Consider the following 25,488-nt stretch of genomic DNA (forward strand, 5'->3'; position numbering starts at 1 on the left):
GTGGTGAGGACGGCCGGGTGCCGCCCCAGCGGACGGCGGGCCGTCGGCGCGCCCGGCACGGGGGGTACGCGCCGCGAACCGAGTGGTTCCCGCGCGTTCCTCCGACCGGTGCCGCTTTCCAGCCTTCCACCCCTGCTCGGCACCGCGCAACGGCACGGGCCCCGGCGAGGAGCCGGGCCTCCGCACCGATGCCGGGTGCGGCCTGCGGGGCACCGGTACGGAGGCCGCACCGGCATGGCCGATCCGTCCCGCCTCGGCCGTGCCGGCACAGGTGCCGCGGGCCGTCGCCCCGTAGCCGGAGAGGACGCCAGGGCCGCGGACCGGCCTATCACCGTCGGCTCAGACACCGGCCCGTGCACCGGCCCCAACCCCGCAAGCCGCGGCGCCGGCCCAGGCCTCGGCCCAAGCCCAGACCCCGGCTCAAGCCCCGCCCTCGGCCCAAGCCCAGGCCCCGCCCTCGGCCCCGGCCCAGGTACCGGCCCATGCACCGGCAACCCAGCCCCACCGTCACCCGTGCCAGGAGCGCCACAGGGCCGCGTACGCCCCGTCCGCGGCGACCAGCTCCTCGTGGCTGCCCAGCTCGCTGATCCGGCCGTTCTCCACGACGGCGATCACGTCGGCGTCGTGGGCGGTGTGCAGGCGGTGGGCGATGGCGACGACGGTGCGGCCGTCGAGGACCCGCGCCAGCGAGCGTTCGAGATGGCGGGCCGCGCGCGGATCGAGCAGCGAGGTCGCCTCGTCCAGGACGAGGGTGTGGGGATCGGCCAGTACCAGCCGGGCCAGCGCGATCTGCTGGGCCTGCGCGGGCGTCAGGCCGAGTCCGCCGGAGCCGACCTCGGTGTCCAGGCCGTCGTCGAGCGCTCGCGCCCAGCCGTCGGCGTCGACCGCGCCCAGCGCCGCCCACAGCTCGGCTTCCGTGGCGCCGGTGCGGGCCAGCAGGAGGTTGTCGCGCAGGGAGCCCACGAAGACATGGTGTTCCTGGTTGACCAGGGCGACGTGCGAGCGTACGCGTTCCGCGGGCATCCGGGACAGCTCCGCCCCGCCCAGGGTGACCCGGCCTGCCCGGGGCGCGTAGATCCCGGCGAGCAGTCGGCCCAGGGTCGACTTGCCCGCGCCGGACGGTCCGACCAGGGCCAGCCGGGTGCCCGGCGCGACCTCCAGGGAGACCGTGCGGAGCACGTCGACGCCCTCGCGGTAGCCGAAGTGCACCCGGTCGGCGCGTACGTCCCGCCCGTCGGGAGCCAGCGCGGCGTCTCCCGCGTCGGGCTCGACCTCCCGCACCCCGACCAGGCGGGCCAGCGAGACCTGGGCGACCTGCACCTCGTCGTACCAGCGCAGGATCAGGTTCACCGGGTCGACGAGCATCTGCGCGATGAGTGCCCCGGTGGTCAGCCGGCCCACATCCAGCCAGCCGTGCAGCACGAGCACTCCGCCGACCATCAGGACCGAGCCGAGCACGATGACGTGCACGGCGTTGATGACTGGGAAGAGCACCGAGCGGAGCCAGAGGGTGTAGCGCTCCCAGGCGGTCCATTCCTTGATCCGCCGCTCGGAGAGGGCGATGCGGCGGGCGCCGAGACGGTGTGCCTCGATGGTGTGGCCCGCGTCCACGGTCTCGGCGAGCGCGGCGGCGACGGCGGCGTACCCGGCGGCCTCGGAGCGGTAGCCGGAGGGTGCCCGTCTGAAGTACCAGCGGCAGCCGGCCACCAGCACCGGTACGGCGAGCAGCACGGCGGCGGCCAGTGGCGGGGCCGTCACCACGAGGCCGCCGAGCAGCAGCAGGGCCCACACGAAACCGATGGCCAGCTGCGGCACGGCTTCGCGCATCGCGTTGGCCAGCCGGTCGATGTCGGTGGTGATCCGGGAGAGCAGGTCACCGGTGCCGGCCCGCTCCAGCACCCCCGGCGGCAGCCCTACGGACCGGACGAGGAAGTCCTCGCGCAGGTCGGCCAGCATCCGCTCGCCGAGCATCGCGCCCCGCAGCCGTACCTGCCGGACGAAGACGGCCTGCACGGCCAGTGCCAGTACGAAGAGTGTGACGGTCAGGCCCAGGTGCAGTTCCCGGGAGTCGTCCGTCACCCGCTGGACCAGGTCGCCGAGCAGGTAGGGACCCGCCATGGAGGCGAGCACGGCGACCGTGTTGACGGTGACGAGCAGCAGGAAGGCCCCGCGGTGCCGCCGGAACAGTTCGGTGACGTACGCACGCACGGTGGCGGCGGTGCCGACGGGCAGGGTGGTGGCGGTGGTCGGGGCCGCCGGGTCGTACGCCGGGGGCGCAACGCCGATCATGCGCTTTCCTCCATCTCTTCCAGTTCCATCAGCACGCCCTCGCCGGAACCGGCGGGCCTCCCGTCGGTTCCGGCGAGTTCCTCACGGGGCGCGGCCAGCTCCTCGTCGGTCTCCCGGGTCACCACGGCCCGGTACCGCGGCTCGCTGTCGACCAGCTCCCGGTGGGTGCCGACCGCGATGACATCCCCCTCGCGGACCAGGACGACCCGGTCCGCGCGGTCGAGCAGCAGCGGGGAGGAGGTGAACGCGACCGTCGTCCGCCCCGACCGCAGCCGGCGCAGACCGTCCGCGATACGTGCCTCGGTGTGCGAGTCGACCGCGGAGGTCGGCTCGTCCAGCACCAGCACCTCCGGATCCGTGATCAGCGACCTGGCCAGCGCGAGTCGCTGGCGCTGGCCGCCCGAAAGGGAGCGTCCGCGCTCGGTGATGCGGGCGTCCATCGGGTCGGCGGCGTCCAGGGAACCCTGCACGAGCGCGTCCAGTACGTCCTCGCACCGGGCCGCGGCCAGCGCGTCCGCGGCCCGGACGGCTCCGGAGGCGGGTACGTCGAGCAGCTCGCGCAGGGTGCCGGACAGCAGCACCGGGTCCTTGTCCTGGACGAGGACGGCGGTCCGGGCGGTGCTGAGGGGCAATCCGTCCAGGGGCACCCCACCGAGCAGCACCGACCGGTCCGGTTCCGACGGGTGGCCGCCCAACCGCTCGGCGAGCGTGCCCGCCGCGTCCGGGTCGCCGCACACCACGGCCGTGAACCGGCCGGCGGGGGCGAGCAGACCGGTCTTCGGGTCGTACAGGTCACCGGCCGGCACCCCGGCCTCAGCATCAGCCCCTGCTTCGGGCTCGGGCTCGGGCTCGGGCTCGGTCGAGGCCGAGTTCTGGTTCCCGTACCTGTCACCGTCCCCGTCCTTGTCCGTGCGGAGGGGAGCCGTGGACCGCTCCAGCGACAGCACCCGGGCGGCCCGGGTGGCCGAGGGGCGGGAGAAGGAGTACGCCATGGCGATCTCCTCGAAGTGCCGCAGCGGGTAGTTGAGGATCATGACGGCGCTGTAGACGGTGACGAGTTCGCCGACCGTGATCCGGCCCTGGCGGGCCAGGTGGATGCCGTGCCAGACGACGGCGATGAGCAGCAGTCCGGGCAGCAGTACCTGGACGGCGGAGATCAGCGACCACATCCGGGCGCTGCGCACGGCGGCGTGCCGTACCTCCTGGGAGGCGTGGCGGTAGCGGTCGAGGAACAGTTCCTCGCCGCCGATGCCGCGCAGCACCCGCAGTCCGGCGACGGTGTCCGAGGCCAGCTCGGTGGCCCGGCCGGCCTTCGCGCGCTGTTCGTCGGCGCGGCGCGTCGCCCGGGGCAGCAGGGGTAGCACAGCGAGTGCCACGACGGGCAGCCCGACGGCGACGACCACGCCGAGCGCCGGCTGGTAGACGACCAGGCCGACGCAGACGATCACGACGGTCAGTGCGGCGGCGGTGAAACGGGAGACGGCTTCGACGAACCAGCCGATCTTCTCCACGTCACCGGTGGAGACGGCGACGACCTCGCCGGCCGCGACCCGCCGGGTCAGGGCGGAGCCCAGCAGGGCGGCCCTGCGGGCCAGCAGTTGCTGGAGGCGGGCGGCGGCGGTGATCCAGTTGGTGACGGCGGACCGGTGCAGGAAGGTGTCGCCGACCGCGATGGCCGTGCCGCAGACCAGCATCAGACCACCCGTCAGGGCCAGCCGGGTGCCGGAGCGGTCGATGACCGCCTGCACGGCCAGACCCACACAGAAGGGCAGGGCGGAGACGCCGACGAAGTGCAGCAGGCCCCAGGCGAGTGCCTTCAGTTGTCCGCCCAGCTGGTTGCGCCAGAGCCACCACAGGAATCGGGGACCCGAACGCGCGTCGGGGACGCCCGGATCGGAATACGGAAGGTCTTGAATCTGCATGACGTCCCAGTGGCTCGTGTCAGGGAGGGGGAGAGGGCGATGAGCGGCAGCAAGCCGTGAAAGGTTCGCGTCGCACGGAGGTGAATTTCAAACGGTTTTCCCGCCGGGCCGCGCCGTGTCCGTGGGTTCCGGCCAGACACGGGGAGCACAGCGCGGCACGTTGTTCGAAGGACCGTCACCCGACACGGTGAACGCCTGAAACGTCGCACAATCGACCGGAGCGTGATGCCACCATGAGCGGGTGCAGATCCACAGTGCGCGGCGCATGACGCTCGCGGCGGCGGCCCTCGGAACCCTCCTCGCGACGCTCTCCGCCTGCGGCACGACCGCCCCCGGACCCGCCTCCGACCGCGGCGCGCAAGGTGCCCATGCCCCGCTCGGGCCGGTTCCCACCGTGTCGTCCGCCCGCACGACCGATCCGACGCGCATCCCGGGCATCGGCGACCGCCTGTACCGACGGATTCCCGCCGGCTCCCGACAGGTCGTGGCCGTGTACGGCGAGGACGACGACTCGCCCGAGTCCAGGCTGGTGCTGTACACGCGGCGCGGCGCCGCGTGGCGCCCGGTGGGCAGTTGGCCCGCTCACAACGGGCGCGGCGGCTGGACCACCGACCACCACGAGGGTGACCAGCGCAGCCCGATCGGCGTGTTCACCCTCACCGACGCGGGCGGTGTCCTCCCCGACCCGGGCACCCGGCTGCCCTACGACCGGGACGAGGACGCCTACGCGCCCCCGGCGGAGTGGGACGAGGCACACCAGCACGACTTCGACTACGTCATCGCCATCGACTACAACCGTCTCCGGGGCACCCCGCCGCGGGACGCCACCCGCCCCGGGGGCCCGGGCAAGGGCGGCGGCATCTGGCTGCACATGGACCACGGCAGCGGCACCTCGGCCTGCGTCAGCGTCTCCAAGGAGGCCATGGAGCACCTGCTGCGCACACTCGACCCCGCGCGCGATCCCGTCGTGGTGATGGGGGACAGGGCGACCCTGATGGCCTAGCGACGGCGCCGGGCCGTGTCGACCTGGCCTGTCGTCCGACCCCGTGCCCCTTCTGCCGTCCCGGCTGTCGCCGCGTCATCGATGCGCCGGGCCGTCCTTGCCTGCCGGAGCGCCCGCCGCCGGGGGTGTGTCCACCACGTCCACGTCGCTGGCGTGGACGTACGCGAGCCGGTGGCCGAGCTGGATCTCGTAGTAGCGCTCCCGGCCCCAGACGACCGGGTTGGGCGTGTCGGTGAAGGACGACCTGGCGGTGTAGGAGCTGCCGACCCGGGACTGCGTGACGTACCGCTGGCCCGCGAGGAGGTTGTACGGGAGCGGTGACTCGGGCTGCTCCGGCACGTCGTCCGGGTAGGCGTCCCCCTCCGGGAGGGCACGTCCGTACACCGGGATCTCGTCCCGGCCCTGCTTCGGCGTGACCATGCGCCCGGCCGCACCGACGGCGGTCGGCTGCTTCTTGGGGTTCTTGAACCACGCTTTGTGGCCCTGGTACCAGATGGCGGTCCAGTCACCGTCGCGGCCGGCGACCGCGAAGGTCTGGCCGGTGGAGACGCGGGAACCCAGGTCGTTGACGTCCTCCGTGGAGTCGTCGCCGTCCGGCTTGCGGCCCGGGTCCTGGATCAGCGGGGCGTTCTCGTCCGGTTCGGTGTGCAGCCGTACGGCACTGGAGCCGTGCGGCGGACACGGTGAACCGCTCTGGGCGCACCCCGTGTACCGCGGCTTGTTCTTGGCGTAGTCCGGCAGAATGGTCACCATGTCGCTGTCGGGTCCCGCCGTCGCCCGCAGCGGCGCGCCGAGGAGGTCGAAGTAGTGCCGCCAGTCCCAGAAGGGGCCGGGGTCGTCGTGCATGTCGGGGATGCTGTCGGCGGTCGGGGACGGCACGTTGTCGTGGCCGAAGATGTGCTGCCGGTCGAGCGGGATGCCGTACTTCTTCGCCAGGTATCGCACCAGGCGGGCCGAGGCCCGGTACATCTGTTCCGAGTACCAGGTGCCGGGCTGCCTGAGGAAACCCTCGTGTTCGATGCCGATGGAGCGGGTGTTCACGAACTGGTTGCCGGAGTGCCAGGCCTCGTCCTTCGTCCTGACGTGCTGGATGACGTGGCCGTCGCTGGAGCGGATCGAGTAGTGCCAGGACGACTCCGTCGGGTCCTGGACGGTTTTGAGCATGTTCGGCAGCACGGCCTCGGTGTCGTGGATGACGATGTACTCGATCGACTGGTCGCGGGGCCGGTCGGCGAGGTCGTGGTTGCCGTACTCGTTGTCGTCGATCTCCTCGTACGGCGCGCCGAGCCAGTCGCAGGACAGCTCGGCCGGGCACTCGACGTTCTTCGGCTGCCGGGCGGCGTGGGGGCGGGTGTGCGGCCGCACGCCGGGGGTGGCGGGAAGGGTGACGTCCTGTCCTTCGGCGGTCGTGCGGTGCGTTCCCCGCCGGATGAGGGCGAAGACGTCGTCGGCGTACGTCGCGGCCGACGTGACGTCCCGGGTGCCCGGGAAGCGGGCCACCGCCTCCCACCAGTCCGCCGGGTCGGCGCTGAGCTTGTTGCCGAGCTGCCGTTGGGTGGCCGCCAGGAGCGCCGCGCCGCCGCGCACGTTCGCGGTGGCGTCCGTCCGCAGCCGTCCGACGGGGGACTGGATCAGCCGGGCCGCCTGCCGCAGGTCCGCGGGCTGTACGGCGCGATCGGAGGCGGCGTCCGTGGTGCCCGCGACGGGCGCCCCCGCCTCCCCCACGAGAGGCGGGGTGAGGCCGCCCTCCGGTGGTCGCGGGCCGGGTTCCCGGGCCGGGGCCTGGCCGCGCTGGGCGTCCACCAGGTGCATCGGCCCGAAGCCGCCCGCGACGCTGGGCGCGCCCGGATGGGAGTCCCACCGGGACTGCATGTAGGACACGCTCATGAGCACGCTGCGCGGTACGTGGAACTCGTGCGCGGCGTCCGTGAAGGCGTCCTCGAGGCGCCGGTCCGCCGCATTGTCGGTGCCGTACATCGGAAGGATCAGCAGGGGCGACAGCACAGCCGCCGACGCGATCACGCATGCCGTCCTGCGGCATCTCCGGACGACTCCGGGCACTTGTGCGGCGACTCTTCTTCTCATTGCGGGGCTCCCAACCAGGCTCGGCACAACCAGGACAAAGGTGTTGCCCTGCCGTCACACCACCCCTCGTAGGTTTCCGTGCCCGGCGCGCCGCGTCGTGGCGAGCGTCACCGGGGTGGACCAGCGGCCCGGCAGAGGCCACCCGGTCGGCGGCAGTCACTCCGCCTCCTGGGGCATGCCGCGCGACCGCGGGCGGCCTTCAGTCCTCGACCGGATCCACCTGCCAGTCGGGGTGGCCGGGCATGGGCGGGGTGTGCGCCCCGTACAGCCACGGGGTCAGGAAGGGGCGCAGGTCCTCGCCCGCGATCCGGGACGCGAGCGCGATGAAGTCCCGGGTGCCGGCCGCGCGGCCCCGGTACTCGGTCACCCAGGCCCGCTCGATCCTGTCGAAGGTCTCGGTACCGACCTTCTCCCGCAGCGCGAACAGCACCAGCGCCGAGCCGTCGTACCGCATGACCTTGAAGAGCGTCGCCTCGGTGGGTTCGGCCGGAGCCCCGTCGTCCTGCCGCCACTGGTCGTGCTGTTCGTAGGCCGCCCGCATCGCGGACTCCAGGCTCACGCCGCCGTGCTCCTCGGAGTACAGACGTTCGTAGAAGCGGGCGTGTCCCTCGCTGAGCCACAGGTCTGACCAGCGCCGGATGGCGACGCTGTCGCCCGTCCAGTGGTGCGTCAGTTCGTGGACGAGGTTGCGTTCGGCGTCGACCCGGTCACCCAGCAGGTCGTCCTTCGGTACGACGGACAGGGACTGGGTCTCCAGCGCCACGGGCAGGTCGGTGTCCCCGACCAGCACGCCGTAGCGGCGGAACGGGTACGGGCCGAGCCGCCGTTCCAGCCAGGCCAGGTGCTCCCCGGTGAGTGAGCGGTGGGCCGCGGTGTCCGTGACCAGGGCGTCGGGGACCACGTCGCGGACGGGCAGCCCGTGCGGGCCGCTGCTGTCGACGAACGTGAACCTCCCGATCGCCATCTGGACCAGTTGTGCCGCGACCGGCTGTTCGGAGTCGTAGGTCCATCGGACGCGGCCGTCCGGCCGCCGGACGGTGCCGACGAGCCGGCCGTTGGCCACCGCGGTGAGCCCCGCGGGGGTGGTGATCCGGAAGGTGACCGGTGCCCGCAGGCTCGGGTGGTCGTTCGCCGGAAAGATCATTCGAGCGCCGTCGGGCTGCGCGCAGAGCAGGGTGCCGTCGGGCGTGGGAACCCAGCCGTAGTCCTGGATGGCGTCGTCGCGGTGCCGGCTGCGGGCCGGGTCGGCGGTGTAGGTGACGCGGACGGTGAACGTGCTGCCGCGGGGAATCGGCTCGGCGGGCGTGACGACGAGTTCGTCGGCTCTGCGGGCGGCGGTGGCCCGCGTGCCGTCGACGGTGACGTGGTGCAGCGTGTTGCCCGCGAAGTCCAGGTCGAAGCGGGACAGGGCCTGGGTGGCGGTGGCGCTGATGGTGGCGCCGGCCTCGAACGGCGTCCGGGGCGCCCGCCAGTCGAAGTCGAGCGTGTAACGGCGGACGGTGTAACCGCCGTTGCCGGCCAGCGGCATCAGCGGGTCGCCGATGCCCGGCGCGCCGGGGGACGGGGCCGGGCCGGCCGAGGCGCCGGGGGCGGGAGTGCCGCGGCTCCCGTGCCTGGCTCCGCCGGCGAAGAGCGCGCCACCGGGGGGTGCGAGGGATCCGGTGAGAGCGAGCGTCCCGGTGAGTGCGACGGCTCCGGTGACGGCGAGGGCCAGCGCCGTGTGCCGTGTGCGGAGGGCCTGGCGGCGACGCGGACGCCGGGGGTCCGGATGCCTGGAGCGCGCCTTCACCGGCGGAGTTCGTGCGGGTCGCGGCATCGGGAGGACCGGCTCGCGGCCGTGTGCCCCGATGGACTGACGGCGGTCATGATCTCCATGGCGGCACTATGACAGGAAAATGTGCTCATATCACTGAATGTCCGTCAAGTGGGTGCTCGTACGGAGGTCGCGTGGGCCGTCCTCATCGCGCCGGTCTGCCCGAGGCGTCATTGCGGGAGCCGGGCCCAGCCCGTAGAACACCGGCCATGAGAAGACGGTTAGTCATGTCCATGCTCGCCTTGGCGGCACTGCTGGCGAGCGCGCTCTTCGGCACGGGGGCCCCGGCCGCCCGAGCCGCCGGCGTACCGGTCGAGTTCGGTGCCGACTGGCACGACCCGGTGACCGCGGCCCCGCCCGTAGGGCGGCCGCACACCCGGTCCTGCCAGGTGACTCTCGCCGACGTGCGGTTCCGCGACTTCACCCCCTACCGGGGCACGTACACACCCCCCGACGGCTGCGGTGACCGCTGGAGCAAGGTCGTCCTGCGCCTCGACGGCAAGGTGAAGGGCCGCCAGTACGACCGTCTCGGCTATCTGCGTGTCGGCGGGGTGGAGGTGCTGCGCACCTCCACCCCGGAGCCCTCGCCCGACGGCATCGAGTGGCACGTGGAGAAGGACGTCACCCGTTACAGCGACACCTTCCGCCGCGCCCGCGATGTCGAGATGCTGATCGGCAATGTCGTCGACGACACGTTCACCGGTGTCATCGACGTACACGTCACCCTGACCTTCTACGCGGGCCGTCCGGCCGCCCCGGCCCCCGACCGCGTCCTCACCCTCGCCGACACCTCCGGCGGCACGACCCTCACCACGCCGCGCAACAGCGAACGGATCGTCGCCGAGGTCTACGCGACCGGATCGGGCGGCGGCTGCGAGGAGTTCTGGTACCTGACCGTGGCCGACCCGGCGTCGTACTCCTGCAAGGCCGACCACGGCCCGTACCGCGAGGTGCAGATCGAGGTCGACGGCCGGCTCGCCGGCATCGCCGCGCCCTACCCGCACGTGTGGACCGGCGGCTGGTCCAACCCCTTCCTCTGGTACGTGCTCCCGGCGCCGCGCGCCTTCGACGTGCGGCCGGTCGAGTACGACCTCACGCCCTTCGCCGGCCTGCTCGACGACGGCCGCCCGCACCACGTCGCAGTCTCCGTCGTGGGTGTGCCCACGGGGCAACAGGGCTGGAGCACCCCCGTGAACGTCCTGGTCTGGCAGGACGCGCACCGCGCCCGGCTCACCGGCGCGCTCACCACGCACCACGCGACCGGCCTCGCCAACTCCTCCGTGTACACGCCCGGCGCACAGAACCGGGTGCGCACCGAGGCCGGGCACCGGCTCACCGTCTCCGGCTACCTCGACACCTCGCACGGCCGGGTGACCACCACCGTCACCCGGACGCTGGCCAACAGCTCCGTCCACCGCTGGACCGACGACGAGACCACGGACGGACTCGACGCGAGCTGGACCGACGACGAGACCGTCACCGTCAACGGCCCCGGGCAGGGACACGATGCCGGACACGGACCCGGGAGCGTTCCCGTGCGGACGACGCACACGCACCGGACGTACACCATGAACGGCGCCACGACCCTCGGCGCGGACAGCCGGCTGCGTACCGTGCTGGCCCTCGCTGACCGGGCCTCGGCGGTGGTCGGCGAAGGCGGCCGGCGCACCGCGTGGTCGCGGCTCGACGACACCTACAGCGGCGACGCGGCGTACACGACCGACGTCCCGCGCGACCAGCGGCACGCGGTCGGCACCTCGACGGAGCGCTACCGCCTCCTCGGTCCGGACGGCTGCCACGACCGTTCGCTGACCACCGTCCAGGGCGTGCTGACGCAGGACCGCAACCGCTGCTGAGACGCGCGCCCCGGGGTGTCCGGCCTCCCCGCGGCGGCTGCCGGCGGCCCCGTCCCGTCTCCGGGGGCCAGGGGCGGGGCCACGGTGGTCAGCAGGGCTGCCGGGCGTCCCCGTCGATCAGTGTGTCGAGCAGCACCCCGAGCACCTGGCGCTCCTTCTCCGTCAGGGGAGCGAGCATCTCCTCGGCCGCCGAGCGGCGTGCGGCACGCAGCTCACGCAGGGCGGTGTGACCCTCGTCCGTCAGCTCGATCCGGGTCACACGCCGGTTCGCCGGATCCGCCACCCGGCGCACCCGGCCGCTCGCCTCCAGCCCGTCCACCAGCGTGGTCACCGCGCGGGGTACGACCTCCAGGCGTTCGGCGAGATCGGCCATGCGCGGAGGGGAGGGGTAGTGCGCGAGGGTGCGCAGCAGCCGGGACTGCGCCGGGGTGATGCCCAGGTCATGCTGTTCCAGATGGCGTTTCTGGATGCGGTGCACCCGGCGGGTGAGCCGTAGCAACTGCTCGGCGAGCAGACCGTCGGGATCGGGGGTGGTCATGCGGGAACAATATCAGGACGCCGTTCATTGTGAGTATAGGTAACAATGAGCTACGATCCATCAGACATCGCCGGCCGACCCCTGACCGGCGCCCGCTCACCTCCGTAGGAGCCCATGCACCCCGACCGTGAACCCGCCTGGACCCCACCTGCCGACGCCGGCGAACAGCCGCGGCAGGTGCGCCGCATCCTGAAGCTCTTCCGTCCCTACCGCGGGCGTCTCCTGATCGTCGGCCTGCTCGTCGGCGCCTCCTCGCTGGCGTCGGTGGCCACGCCCTTCCTGCTCAGGGAGACCCTCGACGTCGCGATCCCCGAAGGCCGCACGGGGCTGCTGAGCCTGCTCGCGCTCGGCATGATCGTCAGTGCCGTCCTGTCCAGCGTCTTCGGCGTGCTCCAGACGCTCATCTCCACCACGGTGGGCCAGCGGGTCATGCACGACCTGCGCACCGCCGTCTACGGCCGGCTGCAAAGCATGTCGCTGGCCTTCTTCACCCGCACCCGCACCGGTGAGGTGCAGTCCCGCATCGCCAACGACATCGGCGGCATGCAGGCCACCGTCACCTCCACCGCCACCTCGCTGGTCTCCAACGTCACCAGCGTGGTCGCCACCATCGTCGCGATGGCCGCCCTGGACTGGCGGCTGACGATCGTCTCCCTCCTCCTGCTGCCGGCGTTCGTGTGGATCAGCCGCCGGGTCGGCAACGAACGCAAGAAGATCACCACCCAGCGGCAGAAACAGATGGCCTCGATGGCGGCCACGGTCACCGAGTCGCTCTCGGTCAGCGGCATCCTGCTCGGCCGCACGATGGGCCGCTCCGACTCGCTCACCGCGTCCTTCGCGGAGGAGTCCGAGCGCCTCGTCGACCTGGAAGTCAGATCGAACATGGCCGGCCGCTGGCGCATGGCCGTGATCACCGTCGTCATGGCCGCGATGCCCGCCGTCATCTACTGGACCGCGGGCCTCGCCCTCCGGTTCGGCGGTCCCGAGGCCTCCCTCGGCACCATCGTCGCCTTCGTCTCGCTCCAGCAGGGCCTGTTCCGCCCCGCCGTGAGCCTGCTCGCGACCGGCGTCCAGATCCAGACCTCGCTCGCGCTCTTCCAGCGCATCTTCGAGTACCTGGACCTGCCCGTCGACATCACCGAACCCGAGCGGCCCGTCCGGCTGGACCGGATCAAGGGCGAAGTCCGCTTCGAGGGTGTCGAGTTCCGCTACGACGGCAAGGGCGGCCCCGTCCTCGACGGCATCGACGTCACCGTCCCCGCCGGCGGCAGCCTCGCCGTCGTCGGCCCGACCGGCGCCGGCAAGTCCACGCTCGGCTGTCTGGTGCCCCGCCTGTACGACGTCACCGGCGGCCGCGTCACCGTGGACGGCGTCGATGTCCGCGACCTCGACTTCGACACCCTCGCCCGCGCGGTCGGTGTCGTCTCGCAGGAGACGTACCTCTTCCACGCCTCCGTCGCCGACAACCTCCGCTTCGCCAAGCCGGACGCCGACGACGAGGACCTCCACGCGGCGGCCAGGGCGGCACAGATACACGACCACATAGCCGCGCTCCCCGATGGCTACGACACGGTCGTCGGCGAACGCGGCCACCGCTTCTCCGGCGGTGAGAAGCAGCGCCTGGCGATAGCCCGCACCATCCTGCGCGACCCGCCGGTCCTCATCCTCGACGAGGCGACCAGCGCGCTGGACACCCGCACGGAGGCCGCCGTGCAGCAGGCCATCGACGCACTCTCGGCCGACCGGACGACGATCACCATCGCCCACCGCCTGTCGACGGTCCGCGATGCCGACCAGATCGTGGTGCTGGACTCCGGACGGGTCGCCGAACGGGGCACGCACGAGGAACTGCTGGAGCTGGACGGCCGGTATGCGGCCCTGGTGCGCCGGGACGCGCAACTGCAACCGACAAGTTGAACAGATGCCAGGTTTGTGACGATATGCGTATTACCGTGCCCGCATGCAGACGAAGACTCCGCCACGGAGCACGATCCGACTGACACGCCGGGGCAGACTCGCCCTCGTCGTGGCCGGCGCCGTCGTCGCCGGTACCGCCGTGGCGGTGCCGCTGCTGACGCTGGTGGACCTCCACGAGGAGACGAAGCCCGCCACGCTGGTCATCCCGGAGGGCTGGCGCGCCGGTCAGGTCTACGACGCCGTCGACAGGGCGCTCGAGCTGCCGCCGGGAAGCACCCGTAAATCCCTCGGCAAGGCCGCCCTGAAACTTCCGGGCGAGGCCGAGGGCAACCCCGAGGGCTATCTTTTCCCCGCGACGTATCCCATCCGGAAAGGGGCGACGCCCGAGTCCCTGGTGCGGCTCATGGTCGACACCGCCAACCGGAAGTACGACGGCGCACCGGTCGCGGCCGGGGCCCAGCACACCGCGATGAACGTCTACCAGGCCGTCACCATCGCCAGCATCGTCCAGGCCGAGGCAGCGACGAAGGAGGACATGGGCAAGGTGGCCCGGGTCGTCCTCAACCGGCTGGAGCGCGGGATGCCGCTCCAGATGGACTCGACCCTCGACTACGCGCTGAACCGCAGCACCCCGCGTACCAGCCAGGACGACATCCAGATCGAGAGCCCCTACAACTCCTACCAGCGCATGGGTCTGCCGCCGACACCGATCGGCAACCCCGGCGACGACGCGATGCGCGCCGTGCTCAACCCGACGCCGGGCGACTGGCTGTACTTCGTCACGGTCAGACCCGGCGACACCCGCTTCACCGCGGACTACGCCGCGCACCTGAGCAACGTGGCGGAGTTCAACGCCCTGCACCGGCGCACGGGGACGGCGCAGCCGCCGACCGGTAGCCCGGCGCAGTCCCCGGCCTCCGCACAGCCCCCGGTCCGCTGACGCGGCGCGAGGTCACGCGGCGACCGGCTCCCCGGCCAGCAGCCGCCTGATGTCCCGGACGGCCGTGCGCCCGGCGCGGTTGGCGCCGACGGTGCTGGCCGAGGGGCCGTAGCCGAGGAGATGGATCCGCGGATCGGCGACCACGCGGGTGCCCTCGACGCGGATGCCGCCGCCCGGCTCACGCAGTCGCAACGGAGCCAGATGGTCCAGCGCGGCCCGGAAACCGGTCGCCCACAGGATCACGTCGGCGGCCACGTGCCGGCCGTCCCGCCACTCCACGCCGTCGGGGGTGATCCTGCCGAACATCGGCTGCCGTTCCAGCACACCGTCGGCCAGACCCTGCCGGACGGCGTCGTTCAGGGGCAGCCCGGTGACCGAGACCACGCTGCGCGGGGGCAGCCCCCGGCGTACCCGCTCCTCGACCAGCGCGACCGCCGCACGGCCCGCCTCCTGGTCGAACGGCCCCTCCCGGAAGACCGGGGGCCGCCGGGTGACCCACGTGGTCGCGGCGGCGTACGGGGCGATCTCCAGCAGATGCTGGGTGCCCGAGGCCCCGCCGCCCACGACCACGACCCGCTGCCCGGCGAACTCCTCGGGCCCGGCGTACTGCGCGGTGTGCAGCTGCCGCCCGCGGAAGTCCTCCTGGCCGGGATAGCGCGGCCAGAACGGGCGGTCCCAGGTGCCGGTCGCGTTGAGCAGCGTCCGTGTCGACCAGGTGCCGTCCGGGGTCTCCACGAGCAGCCGTCCTCCGTCGCCCTCCCGTACGGCGCGTATGTCGACGGGGCGCCGTACCCGGAGGTCGAACGCCCGCTCGTACCGGTCGAAGTACTCCCCGATCACGTCCGCCGAAGGCCGCGACGGGTCGGCGTCCTCGAGCTCCATGCCGGGCAGCGCGTGCATCCCGTGGACCTTGCCGTAAGTCAGCGAGGTCCACCGGTACTGCCAGGCGCCGCCCGGCCCGGGGGAGTGGTCGAGGACGACGAAGTCGCGGTCCGGCTCGAAGCCGCCGCGGCGCAGATGATAGGCGCCGGCCAGACCCGCCTGACCGGCACCTGCGACGACGACATCGACCTCGCGCGTTGCGTTCACGCCTCCCTCAACGGACCCTCCCGCACGGATCTTCCCGACCGGGTGGCGCGTTGGGGCCCGCCGCCGGACAGCGTCCTCGGCCGGGCGGCGGGCGTCGGTCCGGTGGCCGAGGCCGACCAGGTCCGACGCACGTGAGCGCGCGCAGGCCGTGGACACCGTCCATAGCGGAATTCGACGCCGTCACGGCGTGTGGGAAACGGCGTACGGGTCAGGATGGGGTCATGTCCGATGCCTTCACCACGCGCATGCTGAACGTCTCCACCGGCTCCCGGGAACGCGTCGTCGACCTCACCGCCGACTGCGAGGAGTTCCTGCGGGAGGCCGCCGCCGGCCGGGACGGCCTGCTCAACATCTTCGTCCCGCACGCCACCGCCGGGATCGCCGTCATCGAGACGGGTTCCGGAAGCGACGACGACCTCCTCGCGGCCCTGCACACCCTGCTCCCCGCCGACGACCGCTGGCAGCACCGGCACGGCAGCCCCGGCCACGGCCGCGACCACGTCATGCCGGCCATCGTCCCGCCGCACGCGACCCTCCCGGTGATCGGCGGCCGTCTGGAACTGGGCACCTGGCAGTCGGTGTGCCTGGTGGACACCAACAAGGACAACCCCGACCGGCGGGTGCGGCTGAGCTTCCTCGGCTGACCCGACCGGACCAGCCCCTCCCCGTGGCCGGTCCCGCCACCGCGCCACCGCGGCGCGGTGGCGTGTCATGGGGAGCGGGTCCGGGCGGCCCCGGGTGGCCGCGGCGCCGGCACCAGGCCGAGCCGTTGGGCACGCAGCACGGTGCCGACGCGGTCGCGGGTGCCCAGCTTGCGGTAGATGTTCTCGACGTGCTTGTGCACGGTGCGGACCGAGATGCCGAGGCGTCGGCCGATGGCATCGGCCGTGAGTGCGTCGGTGAGCAGCAGCAGGACGGACGTCTCGCGCGGGGTCAGCGCGCAGTCCGCCGCGCGCTGGTCCGGCGACCCGGCCGCACCGAGCGCCCGCCGCCACTCCTGGAGCAACTGCCGCTGCCGCTCGACGGCGGCCAGCAGCGGCTGCGCCCGCTCGGCCATCACCAGGTGGTCGTCGGTGAAGTCGGTGCCGGCGCGGTAGACGAGGCAGCCGGTGATCGGGGCGGTGCTGCCCGGCAGCGGGACGCCCAGCACGTGGTCGACGTCAAGGACCCCGGCGAGCAGCCGCGCCGTGGGACTGCCCGGCCAGGTGGCGCCGACCGCCCGGTGCGCGGTGACCGGCGTGCGGTCGGTCCGGGGCGTGTAGTGGCGGGCGAAGGGGTAGCCGGCGCGCAGCAGAGCGAGGTCGGCGTCGCCGAGCCGGGCCAGTTCCGCGGCGGCGGCGTCGGGCACCGCACCCATGGTGCCCTCGCTCTCGTTCCAGTCGTCCAGCTTGTGGATGGCCGCCTCACCGCCGCACAGGTCCGCCAGCGTCCCGGCCAGCAGGGGCCACAGCCGCTCGGGCTCCCGTTCGTGCAGCGCCGTCACGGCGACGGCCGCCATGCGTTCGTAGGCCCTGTCCAGCCGCACGTGGTCCTCTCCGGTCACCGTGTCCGCCCGTCCTTCCGCGGGCGTACGCACTTGTACGCATACCCCGGCGGTCCCCGGCTGGTACAGACTTCGATCCGGCGACACCGGCCTGCGCGGACGCAGTGCGTCCGACGGGCCGCCGGCACGGGGGAACGGCGGCCCGTCCGGTGCCGTCGGCGACGCGCCCGGCAACGGACGACGCCCCCCGGCAGAGCCGAAGGGCGTCGCGGACGGTCGGGCGGGTCAGCCGCGCTCGGCGCCGCTCTCCTTCTCCTGCTTCAGGTTCTTGATCCGCGCGGCCTCCTTGCGGACCTCGGCCTGCGTGGCGCGCTCCTTCTCCAGCCACTCGGGCCGCTCCTGCTTGAGCGCCTCGATCTGCTCGGTGGTGAGCGGCTCGGTGACCCCGCCGCGGGACAGGCCGGCGATGGACACGCCCAGCTTGGCGGCGACCACCGGACGCGGGTGGGGGCCGTTGTTCCGCAGTTCGCGCAGCCACTCCGGCGGGTCGGTCTGGAGCTCGTTCAGCTCGGCACGCGAAACCACGCCTTCCTGGAAGGAGGCGGGGGTGGCGGGGAGGTACACACCCAGCTTCTTCGCCGCGGTCGCGGGCTTCATCGTCTGGGTGCTCTGCTGCGACTTCATGAGGTCAAGGGTATCGGCCGCGTACGGAAGGCCTGACCATGCCCGCGGTGTGAGGGCCGGCGGTGGCCGTGCCCGAGGGCGCGCGGTGAGGGGGGCCGGTGGCGGACGGTAACCTGGGCTGGTGACAGGCTCGGAGGAATCACCGTCGTTCCGGCTCGCGTACGTTCCCGGAGTGACGCCCGCCAAGTGGGTGAAGGTCTGGAACGAGCGCCGGCCCGGCGTCCCGCTCACCCTCGTCCAGGTCGAGGCCGCCGACGCACCCGGGGTGCTGCGCGCGGGTGAGGCCGACGCGGGGCTGGTCCGGCTGCCCGTCGACCGTACGTACTTCAGCGCGATCCCGCTGTACACGGAGACCTCGGTGGTCGTCGTCCCCAAGGATCACGTGATCACGGCGGTGGAGGAGGTGACCCTCGCCGACCTCGCCGACGAGGTGCTCTTCCACCCCCTGGACGACCTCTTCGACTGGGACGCCCCGCCGGGCGAACCGGCCTTCGAACGGCCCGCCACGACCGCGGACGCGATCGAACTGGTCGCGGCCGGCGTCGGCCTCCTGATCGTCCCCCAGTCCCTGGCCCGTCTCCACCACCGCCGGGACGTGACCTACCGACCGGTTGCCGACGCACCGCAGTCCAGCGTCGCCCTGTCCTGGCCGGAGGACGCCACCACCGACCTGGTGGAGGACTTCATCGGCGTCGTCCGCGGGCGCACGGTCAACAGCACCCGGGGCCGTACGACGGCGAACACCCCGGCCGACCGGACGCCCAAGCGTTCCGGACAGGGCGGCAGCCGGCAGACGCCCGCGGCGAAGGCGCGGGCCAAGTCGGCGGGCGGCACGGCACGCGCCCGCACCAGCGGCGCCAAGCCGGCCAAGCGGGGGAAGCCGCGCCGCAGGTCGTGAGCCCGGCGCGCGCCGCCGCCTCGGCGCGGAGTCTCCGGCCCGCACCCCGCCGCCCGGTCCGGGCGTTCAGGAGGCGCCCCGGACCCGCTCCTCGGTGCCGCCCTCCTGCGAACCCCGCCGGACCGTCTCCCCGGCCCTGCCCGGTTCCGGATGCACATGGCGTTCCCGCAGGTCGGCGATTGCCAGCACGAGTGCGGCCACGATGATCCCCACGGCGGTGAGCAGCCCGAGCTGGACTGCCGTACCGGCACTGCCGTGGTTGGCGAGGTGAGCGAAGTACACCGCGCCCACCACGGCGATGCCGGCCGCCGAGCCCACGCGCTGGCCCGTCTGGAGGACGCCGCCGGCCGCGCCCGCAAGGCGCACCGGGACCCGGGTGAGGGTGAGGGTCGTGTTCGGGGAGACGGTCAGACCGGAGCCGATGCCTCCGATGAGCATCGGCAGCGCCGACGCCCACCCCACGCCCTGCCCGGGCACCAGCTCGACCGCCGCGACCACGCCGAGCAGTCCCAGTGCCACCCCGCTCAGACCGATCACGACCAGCGTGCGGCCGTAGCGCAGCACCAGCCGGCCGCCGACCGCCGCTCCGACCGCCGAGGCCGCCGCGAAGGGCAGCACGCTGAGACCCGCGGCGAGCGCGCTGTACCCCACGTTGTTCTGGAGGTACAGCGTGTAGACGAAGAAGACCGTGGTGAAGCCCGCGAAGTACGAGAGGCTGACCAGGGCGCCGAGGGTGAAGGACCGCAGGGAGAACAGCGCCAGGTCCACCAGCGGGGCGTGCCCGCGCAGCCCCTGCCGTCTCTCCCACACCCAGAACGCACCCAGCAGCACCACGGCCACCGGCATCAGCGCCCACTTCTCCCGCCCGGTCCACTGCTGCTCCTGCACCAGGGGCAGCATGAGCGCGACGACACCCGCGCCGAGGAGCAGTACGCCGAACGGGTCGAACTCCTCGCGCTTTCCCGCCGGTACCGCGAAGCGGGGCAGCAGCCGGAGTCCCGCGACGAAGGCGGCCACCCCGATCGGCAGATTGACGAAGAACACCCAGCGCCAGCCGTCGTCGGTGCCGACGGCGTCGATCAGCAGGCCGCCCGCCAGGGGGCCCACCGCCGTCGAGACGCCGATGACGCTGCCGAGCAGCCCGAAGGCCTTGGCCCGTTCGGCGCCCTGGAACATCTGCTGGATCAGCCCCGAGGTCTGCGGTGCGACCATGCCCGCCGCCGTGCCCTGGATCAGCCGGAACAGCACCAGCCAGGAGGGGCCGGGGGCGAGCCCGCACGCCGCCGAGGCCACCGTGAACAGGGCGAGCCCGACCAGGAAGGCCTGACGCCGGCCGCGCATGTCACCCAGCCGGCCCGCCGGGACCAGGGCGAGCCCGAAGGTGAGGGCGTACCCGGAGACCACCCACGACTGAGCGGCCTGGGAGGCTCCCATCCCGTGTTCCATGGAGGGCAGTGCCACGTTCACGATCGAGGTGTCGAGAAGCGAGATGAAACCCGCCGCGAGACAGACCCCGAGCGCCTTCCACCGCCGGTCGTCGGGGGCGGGCCGGGTCTGAACTGTGCTCATGGGGTCACGCTATGCAGCCACGGCCCAGCCCGCACGGTGAGGCTCGGCGAGCCGGCCCCGGACCGGCGGCCGTCCGGAGCGCCGGTTCAGCGCGCCGCGTCCCTCAGCCACGCGTACACCGAACGTGCCGAGAACTCCTGCTGGCCGCCCCGTACGAGCAGGGCCGCCGTGGCGAACTCGGGGGCGTCCGCGCGGGCACGGACGTACGGAACGGCGACGCAGCGCATCCCGGCCGCGTGGGCGGCGGCCGCACCGGGGGCCGCGTCCTCCAGCACCACGCAGTCCGCGGGTTCCGTGCCGAGCCGGCGGGCCGCCTCCAGGAAGACGTCGGGGGCGGGCTTGCCGCGCGGGACCTCGTCGGCCGAGACCGCCGTGCGCAGGAAGGCGTCCAGGCCCGTGCCCGCCAGGACCGCCTCGATGGCCTCGGGGGAGGATCCCGAGGCCACCGCCATCGGCACGGTCTGGGCGGCCAGACGTTCGACGAGTGCGCGCATCTCCGGGTACGCGCGCGTGCCGGCGCGGGCCAGGTCCAGATAGCGCTGGTTCGCGCGGGCCAGCAGGTCGTCCACCGGGGCGCGCAGACCGTAGCGTTCCCGCCAGATAGCCGCCGACTCCCGGGTGCTGACGCCTACGTAGTCCTCGTGATCCGCCCAGGTGTAGACCGGAACGCCGTGCTCGGCGAGGGTCTGCCGGCTCGCCTCGTAGTAGTGCGGCTCGCTGTCCACCAGCGTCCCGTCGAGATCGAAGATGACCGAGAGAGTGCCGAGACCGCTCCTGGTGTCCAGATCGCTCATGGCGTCCATGATGCCGACCGTCAGGCGCGTGCCGCCCGGCCGACCGACTCCACCAGCGGCAGCAGCCGGTACGGAACGCGTTCGCGCAGCGCCACCTCCGTGCGGGTGCGCACGACGCCGGGGAGGCTGATCAGCTTCTGGATCACGTCCTCCAGGTGGGCGTTGTCCCGGCCCACCACGCGCGCGAGCAGGTCTCCGCCACCCGTGATCGAGAACGCCTCCACGATCTCCGGTACGGCGGCCAGCGCGTCGCCCACGTCGTCCAGATGGCCCTGCGTGACTTCGATGTGCACGAATGCCAGCACCGGATGGCCCAGGGCGGCGGGGGAGAGGGAAGGACCCGTACCGGTGATCACGCCGTCGCGTTCCATCCGGTCCAGCCGGGCCTGGAGCGTGCCGCGGGCGACACCGAGGATGCGGGCGTACTCGCGCACGCTGGTGCGCGGCTGCTCGAGAAGCAGTCGCAGAATGCGGGTGTCGAGTTCGTCCACGGCCATGACGTACGACTGTACCAATGGCCCAGGTCACGGGAGGGGGCCTGGACCCTCCCACCTGGTCCGTTGGCATTCCGTCAACCGCTTCTGTCACGCCGTCACGTAGCCAATGGCCCAGTGATTCGGGCAACACTTGAGCCAGTGACCTTCGTGATGCTCTCATGGGGGTGTCGATGGCGCTGCGGATCCCCGCGGCGCCTTTTCCGTGCCGGTGTTCCCAGGGGAGGGCAGCAGTGCTGAAGAGGGTGTTCGTGGCTCCGGACCCGGGGCGGGGGCGGTTGCGCTTCGCCGCACGGGCCGTCCTCGGCATCGGACTGGCAGTCGTGGTCTGTCTCGGTGCCGGACATTCCCTCCCCGGCGCGGTCGCCGGTGGCCTCGCCGCCCTGCTCGCCCTGTTCACCGTCGCCGACGCGACCGTGCGCGGCCAGGCGGTCACCACCGCCCTGCTGCCCGCCGTGGGCCTGCCGGCGCTCGCCGTGGCGGCCGGGCTGCACGACGTCCCCGTCGCCCGTGACCTGGCCTTCCTCGCCGTCGTCGGCGCCGGCGTGTACGCGCGCCGCTGGGGGCCGCGGGGACACAGCCTCGGCGTGTTCGCCTTCATGACCTTCTTCGTGGCCCAGTTCCTGCACGTCACGCCGGCCCAGCTGCCCGAGCTGTACGCCGCGGTCCTGCTGTCCGTGCTCAGCGCGGCGGCGGTCCGCTTCGGCGCGTGGTGCTACGAGCGTCGGCTGCCCCCGGCCGTCGTACCCGCCCCGCCGGGCGCGACCGGGCTGGCCCGGGTGACCACGCGGCAGGCGCTCCAGGCGACCGCGGGTGCCGGGTTCGCGCTGGTCGCCGGCCAGTTGCTGTCGGGGCAGCGCTGGTACTGGGCCGTCGGCGCCACCTGGTGGATCTTCGTCAACACCGCCTCGCGCGGCGAGACGCTGGTACGCGGCTTCCGCCGGGTCCTCGGCACGGTGATCGGCATCGGCCTCGGCCTCCTCGTCGCCGTCCCCCTGCACGGCGCGCCCGTCCCGACGGCCGCCCTGGTCGCGGTCTGCGTCTTCGGCATCTTCTACACGGCCGCCGTCTCCTACACCTGGATGATGCTCTGGGTGACGCTGCTCGCCGAACTGCTCTACGGCCTGCTCGGCGTCCTCAGCCCCGCACTGCTGGCGCTGCGGCTCGCCGAGACCTGCGTCGGCGCACTCGGCGCCGCGCTCGCGGTCCTGCTCGTGCTGCCCGTCACCACCCACGCCACCACCGACGCGTGGATCCAGCGGGCCCTGCGCTGCGTCCACGCCTGCACGGCGGAGGCCGCGGCACGCCTCGCCGGTTCCGCCACGGCCGACCCGGCGCCGCGGGTGGCCGAACTGGAGCAGCTGCTCGGCCGCGTCCGGCTCTCGGTGGCACCGCTGGTCCATCCGCTGAACCCGATGCCGGCCCGCAAGGCGCGCGCCCGCCGGGTCCTGGCGCTGCTCGACGACTGCGCACGCGAGGTCAGGGGCCTGGTGGCGGTGGCCGCCGACCCGGAGGCCTCCCACGACGCGCGCCTCGCCGCCGCCTGCTGGCGCGTCGAGACCGCCGTCGAGGCCCTCACCGCCGGCCGCGGAGAACCGCTCCACCGCCCCGCCGAATCGCCCGCCGAGCCCGTCCTGGCCCACCTGCACGGCCTGGAACGCGCCCTGGCCGCCCTCGCCGAACCGCTGCGGACACCGTCCGGGCCGAGGCCGGCGGGAGCGGAGGCCCTGGCCGGGCGGCCGGACGGCTTCTGACGCCCGCTGTCGCGTCCCGCCGTGCGCCCGCCGGAGGGCGCCCCACGGCGGGGCGCCCGCGCGCCGGCTCCTGCGGGACCCGTGCCGGCGGCGGTACCGATGCCCTGCCGGGCGCCTCGGGTGTCACGTCCGCGTGATGAACCGGCCGGCCACCCCCTCTCTTGGTCTAGCTTGGTCTAGACCGCGGGCAAGGGGCTGCTACCGTCGGCCCCGGACTGGCTCGACCGAGAGGGGACAGCGGTGGCAGAGGGCGGCAGGCCGGGCAGACGCCGGGCGTTCATCGGCTCGTTCACGGCGGCGGGTGGCCCCGGACTGGTGACCGCCGAGGTGGCACCGCACGGCGGCGCCCTCACCGTCGTCGCCGCCGCGGACGACCTGCCCGACCCCTCCTACCTGGCCCTGTCACCGGACGGCGCCACGCTCTACGCGGTCAGCGAGACGGCCGAGGGCGCCGTCGCCGCCTACCGCGTCACCGGTGACCGGCCGGAACCCGTCGGCGCGCCCGTGCCGGTGGACGGCAGCGGCCCCACCCACCTCGGCCTGTACGCCGGGCACGTGCTGACCGCCAACTACGGCTGCGGCAGCGTCACCGCCGTACCGCTGCGCCCCGACGGCACCCTCGCAGCCAGGGCCTCCGGCCGGCTCCGGCACAGCGGCTCCGGCCCGCACGACCGGCGCCAGCGCGGCCCGCACGCCCACCAGGTGCAGGCCGACCCCAGCGGCCGGTGGGCCGTCAGCGTCGATCTCGGGACGGACTCGGTCCGCGTGTGCACCCTCGTGGACGGCACCCCCGCCGTGCACCGCGAGACCGCCCTGCGCCCGGGCTCCGGCCCCCGCCACCTGGCCTTCCACCCGGATGGTGAGCACGCCTACGTCGTCAACGAGCTGACCCCCACCGTGACCGTGTGCCGCTGGGACGCCGGGACCGGCTCCCTGAAGCCGCTCACCGAGGTCCCCCTGCTGCCCGGCGCCCCGGCCGGGGACGCCTACCCCTCCGGGATCGTCGTCTCGCCCGACGGCCGCTTCGTGTGGACCGCGACCCGCGGCGAGGACGTCCTGTCGGTGCTCGCCGTCGGGGCCGACAGCCTCCGGCTGACCGCCACGGTGCCCTGCGGCGGGCACTGGCCGCGCGCCCTGGCCGAACACAACGGTCGTCTGTACGCCGCCAACGAACGTTCCGGGGACGTGACCTGGTTCACCGTGGACGAGGCGACGGGCCTGCCCCGCTACGACGGCTCGGTGCGGGTCGCCGCGGCCTCCTGCGTCGTCTTCGGCTGAGCACGCCGGGTCCCGGCAAGGCGAAGCGCCCGCCCGGAAAGCGGCGAAGGTCCCCCTCCGGCACGGCGAAGGGCCCGCTCCGCAACGGGAGCAGGCCCTGCTTCGTACGGGCGCCGGCGGGTCAGCGGACCGGCGCGCCCTGTGCCTGCTGCGGGGCGATGCCCAGCGCCGTCGTGTACTTGGCGAGGGCCAGCTTGCCGATCGCCGGGTACGCGCCGAGCGCCTCCGCCGTGGCGCAGCCCGCCTCCGCGGCCGCCTCGGCCGTCAGCGCCGGGTCGATCTCCGGACCGATCAGATACGGCGCCAGGGCCAGCTGTTGCGAACCCGAGGAACGCAGTTGCTCGGCCACCGAGGAGATGGAGCCCTCCTGGTCCAGCGCCGCCGCCATCACCGGCACGGCCAGGCGCGCGGCGAGCAGCATGCCGGTGATACCGGCCGCCTGCACCGCCTCCTCGCCGCCCACGGAGGCCAGGATGATGCCGTCGGCGGCGGTGGCCACCGTGAACAGCCGGGCGCGGTCGGCGCGGGCCAGACCCGCCTCGGACAGCCGCACGTGCAGCGCCTCGGCGAGCAACGGGTGCGGGCCGAGGACATCGGTCAGTTCGGCGGCGACCCGGCTGTCCATCACGGCCTGACGGATGTGACGCAGCAGCGCGCCGTCCGGACCGGCCAGCAGCGGGACGACGACGGCGACCGGGCCGTCGGGCTCCCTGACCCCCTCGACCCCGGCGGCGACGGCCCGCTCATAACGGGCGGTGCGCTCCTCGGCGGCGTGCGCCAGCACGGAGCGGAGCGTGGCGAACTCCGAGTCGTCCCCGTCCAGGTACCCGATCCGGGCGTCCAGGCCGGGCAGCTCGGAGCGGGCGATGCTCACGACCTCCTCGGCGAGGCTGCGCGTGGCGGCGCTGGGCACGCCGGGCACCGCGAGGACGAGCGCCGGCGCGCCCTCGGGAGCCACCAGCGGTTCCGGGCGGCGGTGGCGTCCGGGCTGGCGGGGTCGCGGCATTCGTACGGGCAGGCCGGACGCGGGTCCAGTGGGGGAGCTCATGGCGCCGAATGTTACTGGCTCATCGGGCTACGCC

At 73.4% G+C, this 25,488-nt stretch carries 20 protein-coding genes; 8 read left to right on the plus strand and 12 right to left on the minus strand.

Annotated features, from left to right (window positions below; genetic code table 11):
- Nucleotides 1–507 precede the first annotated feature (507 nt).
- Entirely contained in the window at nucleotides 508–2,289 is a 1,782-nt protein-coding gene (locus AB0F03_RS02895; protein ID WP_361985901.1) for an ABC transporter ATP-binding protein, read from the minus strand.
- Nucleotides 2,286–4,211, minus strand: coding sequence for an ABC transporter ATP-binding protein (locus AB0F03_RS02900; RefSeq protein WP_361985903.1), 1,926 nt, complete (start codon nucleotides 4,209–4,211; stop codon nucleotides 2,286–2,288). The genes AB0F03_RS02895 and AB0F03_RS02900 overlap by 4 nt, the downstream gene beginning before the upstream one ends.
- Before the next feature lie 265 nt (nucleotides 4,212–4,476).
- Here AB0F03_RS02900 and AB0F03_RS02905 point away from each other — a divergent pair, with 265 nt between their 5' ends.
- Nucleotides 4,477–5,214, plus strand: a complete 738-nt coding sequence (locus AB0F03_RS02905; protein ID WP_361986684.1) for a L,D-transpeptidase family protein — start codon at nucleotides 4,477–4,479, stop codon at nucleotides 5,212–5,214.
- A 75-nt stretch (nucleotides 5,215–5,289) separates the two neighbouring features.
- Here AB0F03_RS02905 and AB0F03_RS02910 read toward each other — a convergent pair whose 3' ends face one another.
- Complete coding sequence (locus AB0F03_RS02910; protein WP_361985904.1) at nucleotides 5,290–7,236, minus strand: N-acetylmuramoyl-L-alanine amidase; 1,947 nt, start codon at nucleotides 7,234–7,236, stop codon at nucleotides 5,290–5,292.
- Nucleotides 7,237–7,498: 262 nt separating this feature from the next.
- A complete protein-coding gene (locus AB0F03_RS02915) occupies nucleotides 7,499–9,088 on the minus strand; it encodes a M1 family aminopeptidase (protein WP_361985906.1) in 1,590 nt (529 codons plus the stop codon).
- 233 nt (nucleotides 9,089–9,321) lie between these two features.
- Between AB0F03_RS02915 and AB0F03_RS02920 the strand changes: the two genes are divergently transcribed.
- Nucleotides 9,322–10,968, plus strand: coding sequence for a peptide-N4-asparagine amidase (locus AB0F03_RS02920; protein ID WP_361985908.1), 1,647 nt, complete (start codon nucleotides 9,322–9,324; stop codon nucleotides 10,966–10,968).
- An 88-nt stretch (nucleotides 10,969–11,056) separates the two neighbouring features.
- On the opposite strand, the gene AB0F03_RS02925 is transcribed toward AB0F03_RS02920, so the two are convergent.
- Nucleotides 11,057–11,506 (minus strand): MarR family transcriptional regulator, encoded by a 450-nt coding sequence (locus AB0F03_RS02925; RefSeq protein WP_361985910.1) that lies wholly within the window; start codon nucleotides 11,504–11,506, stop codon nucleotides 11,057–11,059.
- Nucleotides 11,507–11,620: 114 nt separating this feature from the next.
- On the opposite strand from AB0F03_RS02925, the gene AB0F03_RS02930 reads away from it, so the two are divergent.
- Nucleotides 11,621–13,423, plus strand: coding sequence for an ABC transporter ATP-binding protein (locus tag AB0F03_RS02930; protein ID WP_361985912.1), 1,803 nt, complete (start codon nucleotides 11,621–11,623; stop codon nucleotides 13,421–13,423).
- A gap of 43 nt (nucleotides 13,424–13,466) precedes the next feature.
- Nucleotides 13,467–14,363 (plus strand): endolytic transglycosylase MltG, encoded by an 897-nt coding sequence (gene mltG, locus AB0F03_RS02935; RefSeq protein WP_361985914.1) that lies wholly within the window; start codon nucleotides 13,467–13,469, stop codon nucleotides 14,361–14,363.
- 12 nt (nucleotides 14,364–14,375) lie between these two features.
- Here mltG and AB0F03_RS02940 read toward each other — a convergent pair whose 3' ends face one another.
- Entirely contained in the window at nucleotides 14,376–15,452 is a 1,077-nt protein-coding gene (locus AB0F03_RS02940) for an NAD(P)-binding domain-containing protein (RefSeq protein WP_361985916.1), read from the minus strand.
- A 221-nt stretch (nucleotides 15,453–15,673) separates the two neighbouring features.
- Between AB0F03_RS02940 and AB0F03_RS02945 the strand changes: the two genes are divergently transcribed.
- Entirely contained in the window at nucleotides 15,674–16,096 is a 423-nt protein-coding gene (locus AB0F03_RS02945) for a secondary thiamine-phosphate synthase enzyme YjbQ (protein ID WP_356824227.1), read from the plus strand.
- A gap of 65 nt (nucleotides 16,097–16,161) precedes the next feature.
- On the opposite strand, the gene AB0F03_RS02950 is transcribed toward AB0F03_RS02945, so the two are convergent.
- Together AB0F03_RS02950 and AB0F03_RS02955 are read right to left on the minus strand one after the other, a co-directional pair.
- Nucleotides 16,162–16,950 carry a LuxR C-terminal-related transcriptional regulator gene (locus tag AB0F03_RS02950; RefSeq protein ID WP_361986686.1) on the minus strand — a complete coding sequence of 263 codons (789 nt, stop codon included), beginning with the start codon at nucleotides 16,948–16,950 and terminating at the stop codon, nucleotides 16,162–16,164.
- A 270-nt stretch (nucleotides 16,951–17,220) separates the two neighbouring features.
- On the minus strand, nucleotides 17,221–17,619 hold the full coding sequence (locus AB0F03_RS02955) for a DUF5997 family protein (protein WP_361985918.1): 399 nt from the start codon (nucleotides 17,617–17,619) through the stop codon (nucleotides 17,221–17,223).
- Between the two features lie 121 nt (nucleotides 17,620–17,740).
- Here AB0F03_RS02955 and AB0F03_RS02960 point away from each other — a divergent pair, with 121 nt between their 5' ends.
- Entirely contained in the window at nucleotides 17,741–18,517 is a 777-nt protein-coding gene (locus AB0F03_RS02960) for a LysR family substrate-binding domain-containing protein (protein WP_361985920.1), read from the plus strand.
- A gap of 66 nt (nucleotides 18,518–18,583) precedes the next feature.
- Here the strand turns inward: AB0F03_RS02960 and AB0F03_RS02965 are convergent, their stop codons facing one another.
- The 3 genes from AB0F03_RS02965 to AB0F03_RS02975 all read right to left on the minus strand — a co-directional run bounded on the left by AB0F03_RS02965 (nucleotide 18,584) and on the right by AB0F03_RS02975 (nucleotide 21,377).
- On the minus strand, nucleotides 18,584–20,086 hold the full coding sequence (locus AB0F03_RS02965) for an MFS transporter (RefSeq protein ID WP_361985922.1): 1,503 nt from the start codon (nucleotides 20,084–20,086) through the stop codon (nucleotides 18,584–18,586).
- Nucleotides 20,087–20,172: 86 nt separating this feature from the next.
- Nucleotides 20,173–20,880: an HAD family phosphatase gene (locus AB0F03_RS02970; protein WP_361985924.1), complete on the minus strand. Its 708-nt coding sequence runs from the start codon at nucleotides 20,878–20,880 to the stop codon at nucleotides 20,173–20,175.
- A gap of 20 nt (nucleotides 20,881–20,900) precedes the next feature.
- On the minus strand, nucleotides 20,901–21,377 hold the full coding sequence (locus AB0F03_RS02975; RefSeq protein WP_189300821.1) for an Lrp/AsnC family transcriptional regulator: 477 nt from the start codon (nucleotides 21,375–21,377) through the stop codon (nucleotides 20,901–20,903).
- 230 nt (nucleotides 21,378–21,607) lie between these two features.
- Between AB0F03_RS02975 and AB0F03_RS02980 the strand changes: the two genes are divergently transcribed.
- Nucleotides 21,608–23,128 carry an FUSC family protein gene (locus AB0F03_RS02980; protein WP_361985926.1) on the plus strand — a complete coding sequence of 507 codons (1,521 nt, stop codon included), beginning with the start codon at nucleotides 21,608–21,610 and terminating at the stop codon, nucleotides 23,126–23,128.
- A 240-nt stretch (nucleotides 23,129–23,368) separates the two neighbouring features.
- Entirely contained in the window at nucleotides 23,369–24,406 is a 1,038-nt protein-coding gene (locus AB0F03_RS02985; RefSeq protein WP_361985928.1) for a lactonase family protein, read from the plus strand.
- Between the two features lie 121 nt (nucleotides 24,407–24,527).
- On the opposite strand, the gene AB0F03_RS02990 is transcribed toward AB0F03_RS02985, so the two are convergent.
- Entirely contained in the window at nucleotides 24,528–25,454 is a 927-nt protein-coding gene (locus AB0F03_RS02990) for a hypothetical protein (RefSeq protein ID WP_361985930.1), read from the minus strand.
- Nucleotides 25,455–25,488 lie beyond the last annotated feature (34 nt).

The sequence above is a fragment of the Streptomyces sp. NPDC028722 genome (genome assembly GCF_040637655.1).
In the GTDB taxonomy this organism is placed as follows: Bacteria; Actinomycetota; Actinomycetes; order Streptomycetales; family Streptomycetaceae; genus Streptomyces.

Coding starts and splice junctions, on each gene's coding strand:
- AB0F03_RS02895 (WP_361985901.1), bottom strand. CDS start 2,289: ATGATCGGCGTTGCGCCCCCGGCGTACGACCCGGCGGCCCCGACCACC.
- AB0F03_RS02900 (WP_361985903.1), bottom strand. CDS start 4,211: ATGCAGATTCAAGACCTTCCGTATTCCGATCCGGGCGTCCCCGACGCG.
- AB0F03_RS02905 (WP_361986684.1), top strand. CDS start 4,477: ATGACGCTCGCGGCGGCGGCCCTCGGAACCCTCCTCGCGACGCTCTCC.
- AB0F03_RS02920 (WP_361985908.1), top strand. CDS start 9,322: ATGAGAAGACGGTTAGTCATGTCCATGCTCGCCTTGGCGGCACTGCTG.
- AB0F03_RS02925 (WP_361985910.1), bottom strand. CDS start 11,506: ATGACCACCCCCGATCCCGACGGTCTGCTCGCCGAGCAGTTGCTACGG.
- AB0F03_RS02930 (WP_361985912.1), top strand. CDS start 11,621: ATGCACCCCGACCGTGAACCCGCCTGGACCCCACCTGCCGACGCCGGC.
- mltG (WP_361985914.1), top strand. CDS start 13,467: ATGCAGACGAAGACTCCGCCACGGAGCACGATCCGACTGACACGCCGG.
- AB0F03_RS02945 (WP_356824227.1), top strand. CDS start 15,674: ATGTCCGATGCCTTCACCACGCGCATGCTGAACGTCTCCACCGGCTCC.
- AB0F03_RS02950 (WP_361986686.1), bottom strand. CDS start 16,950: ATGGCGGCCGTCGCCGTGACGGCGCTGCACGAACGGGAGCCCGAGCGG.
- AB0F03_RS02955 (WP_361985918.1), bottom strand. CDS start 17,619: ATGAAGTCGCAGCAGAGCACCCAGACGATGAAGCCCGCGACCGCGGCG.
- AB0F03_RS02965 (WP_361985922.1), bottom strand. CDS start 20,086: ATGAGCACAGTTCAGACCCGGCCCGCCCCCGACGACCGGCGGTGGAAG.
- AB0F03_RS02970 (WP_361985924.1), bottom strand. CDS start 20,880: ATGAGCGATCTGGACACCAGGAGCGGTCTCGGCACTCTCTCGGTCATC.
- AB0F03_RS02975 (WP_189300821.1), bottom strand. CDS start 21,377: ATGGCCGTGGACGAACTCGACACCCGCATTCTGCGACTGCTTCTCGAG.
- AB0F03_RS02990 (WP_361985930.1), bottom strand. CDS start 25,454: ATGAGCTCCCCCACTGGACCCGCGTCCGGCCTGCCCGTACGAATGCCG.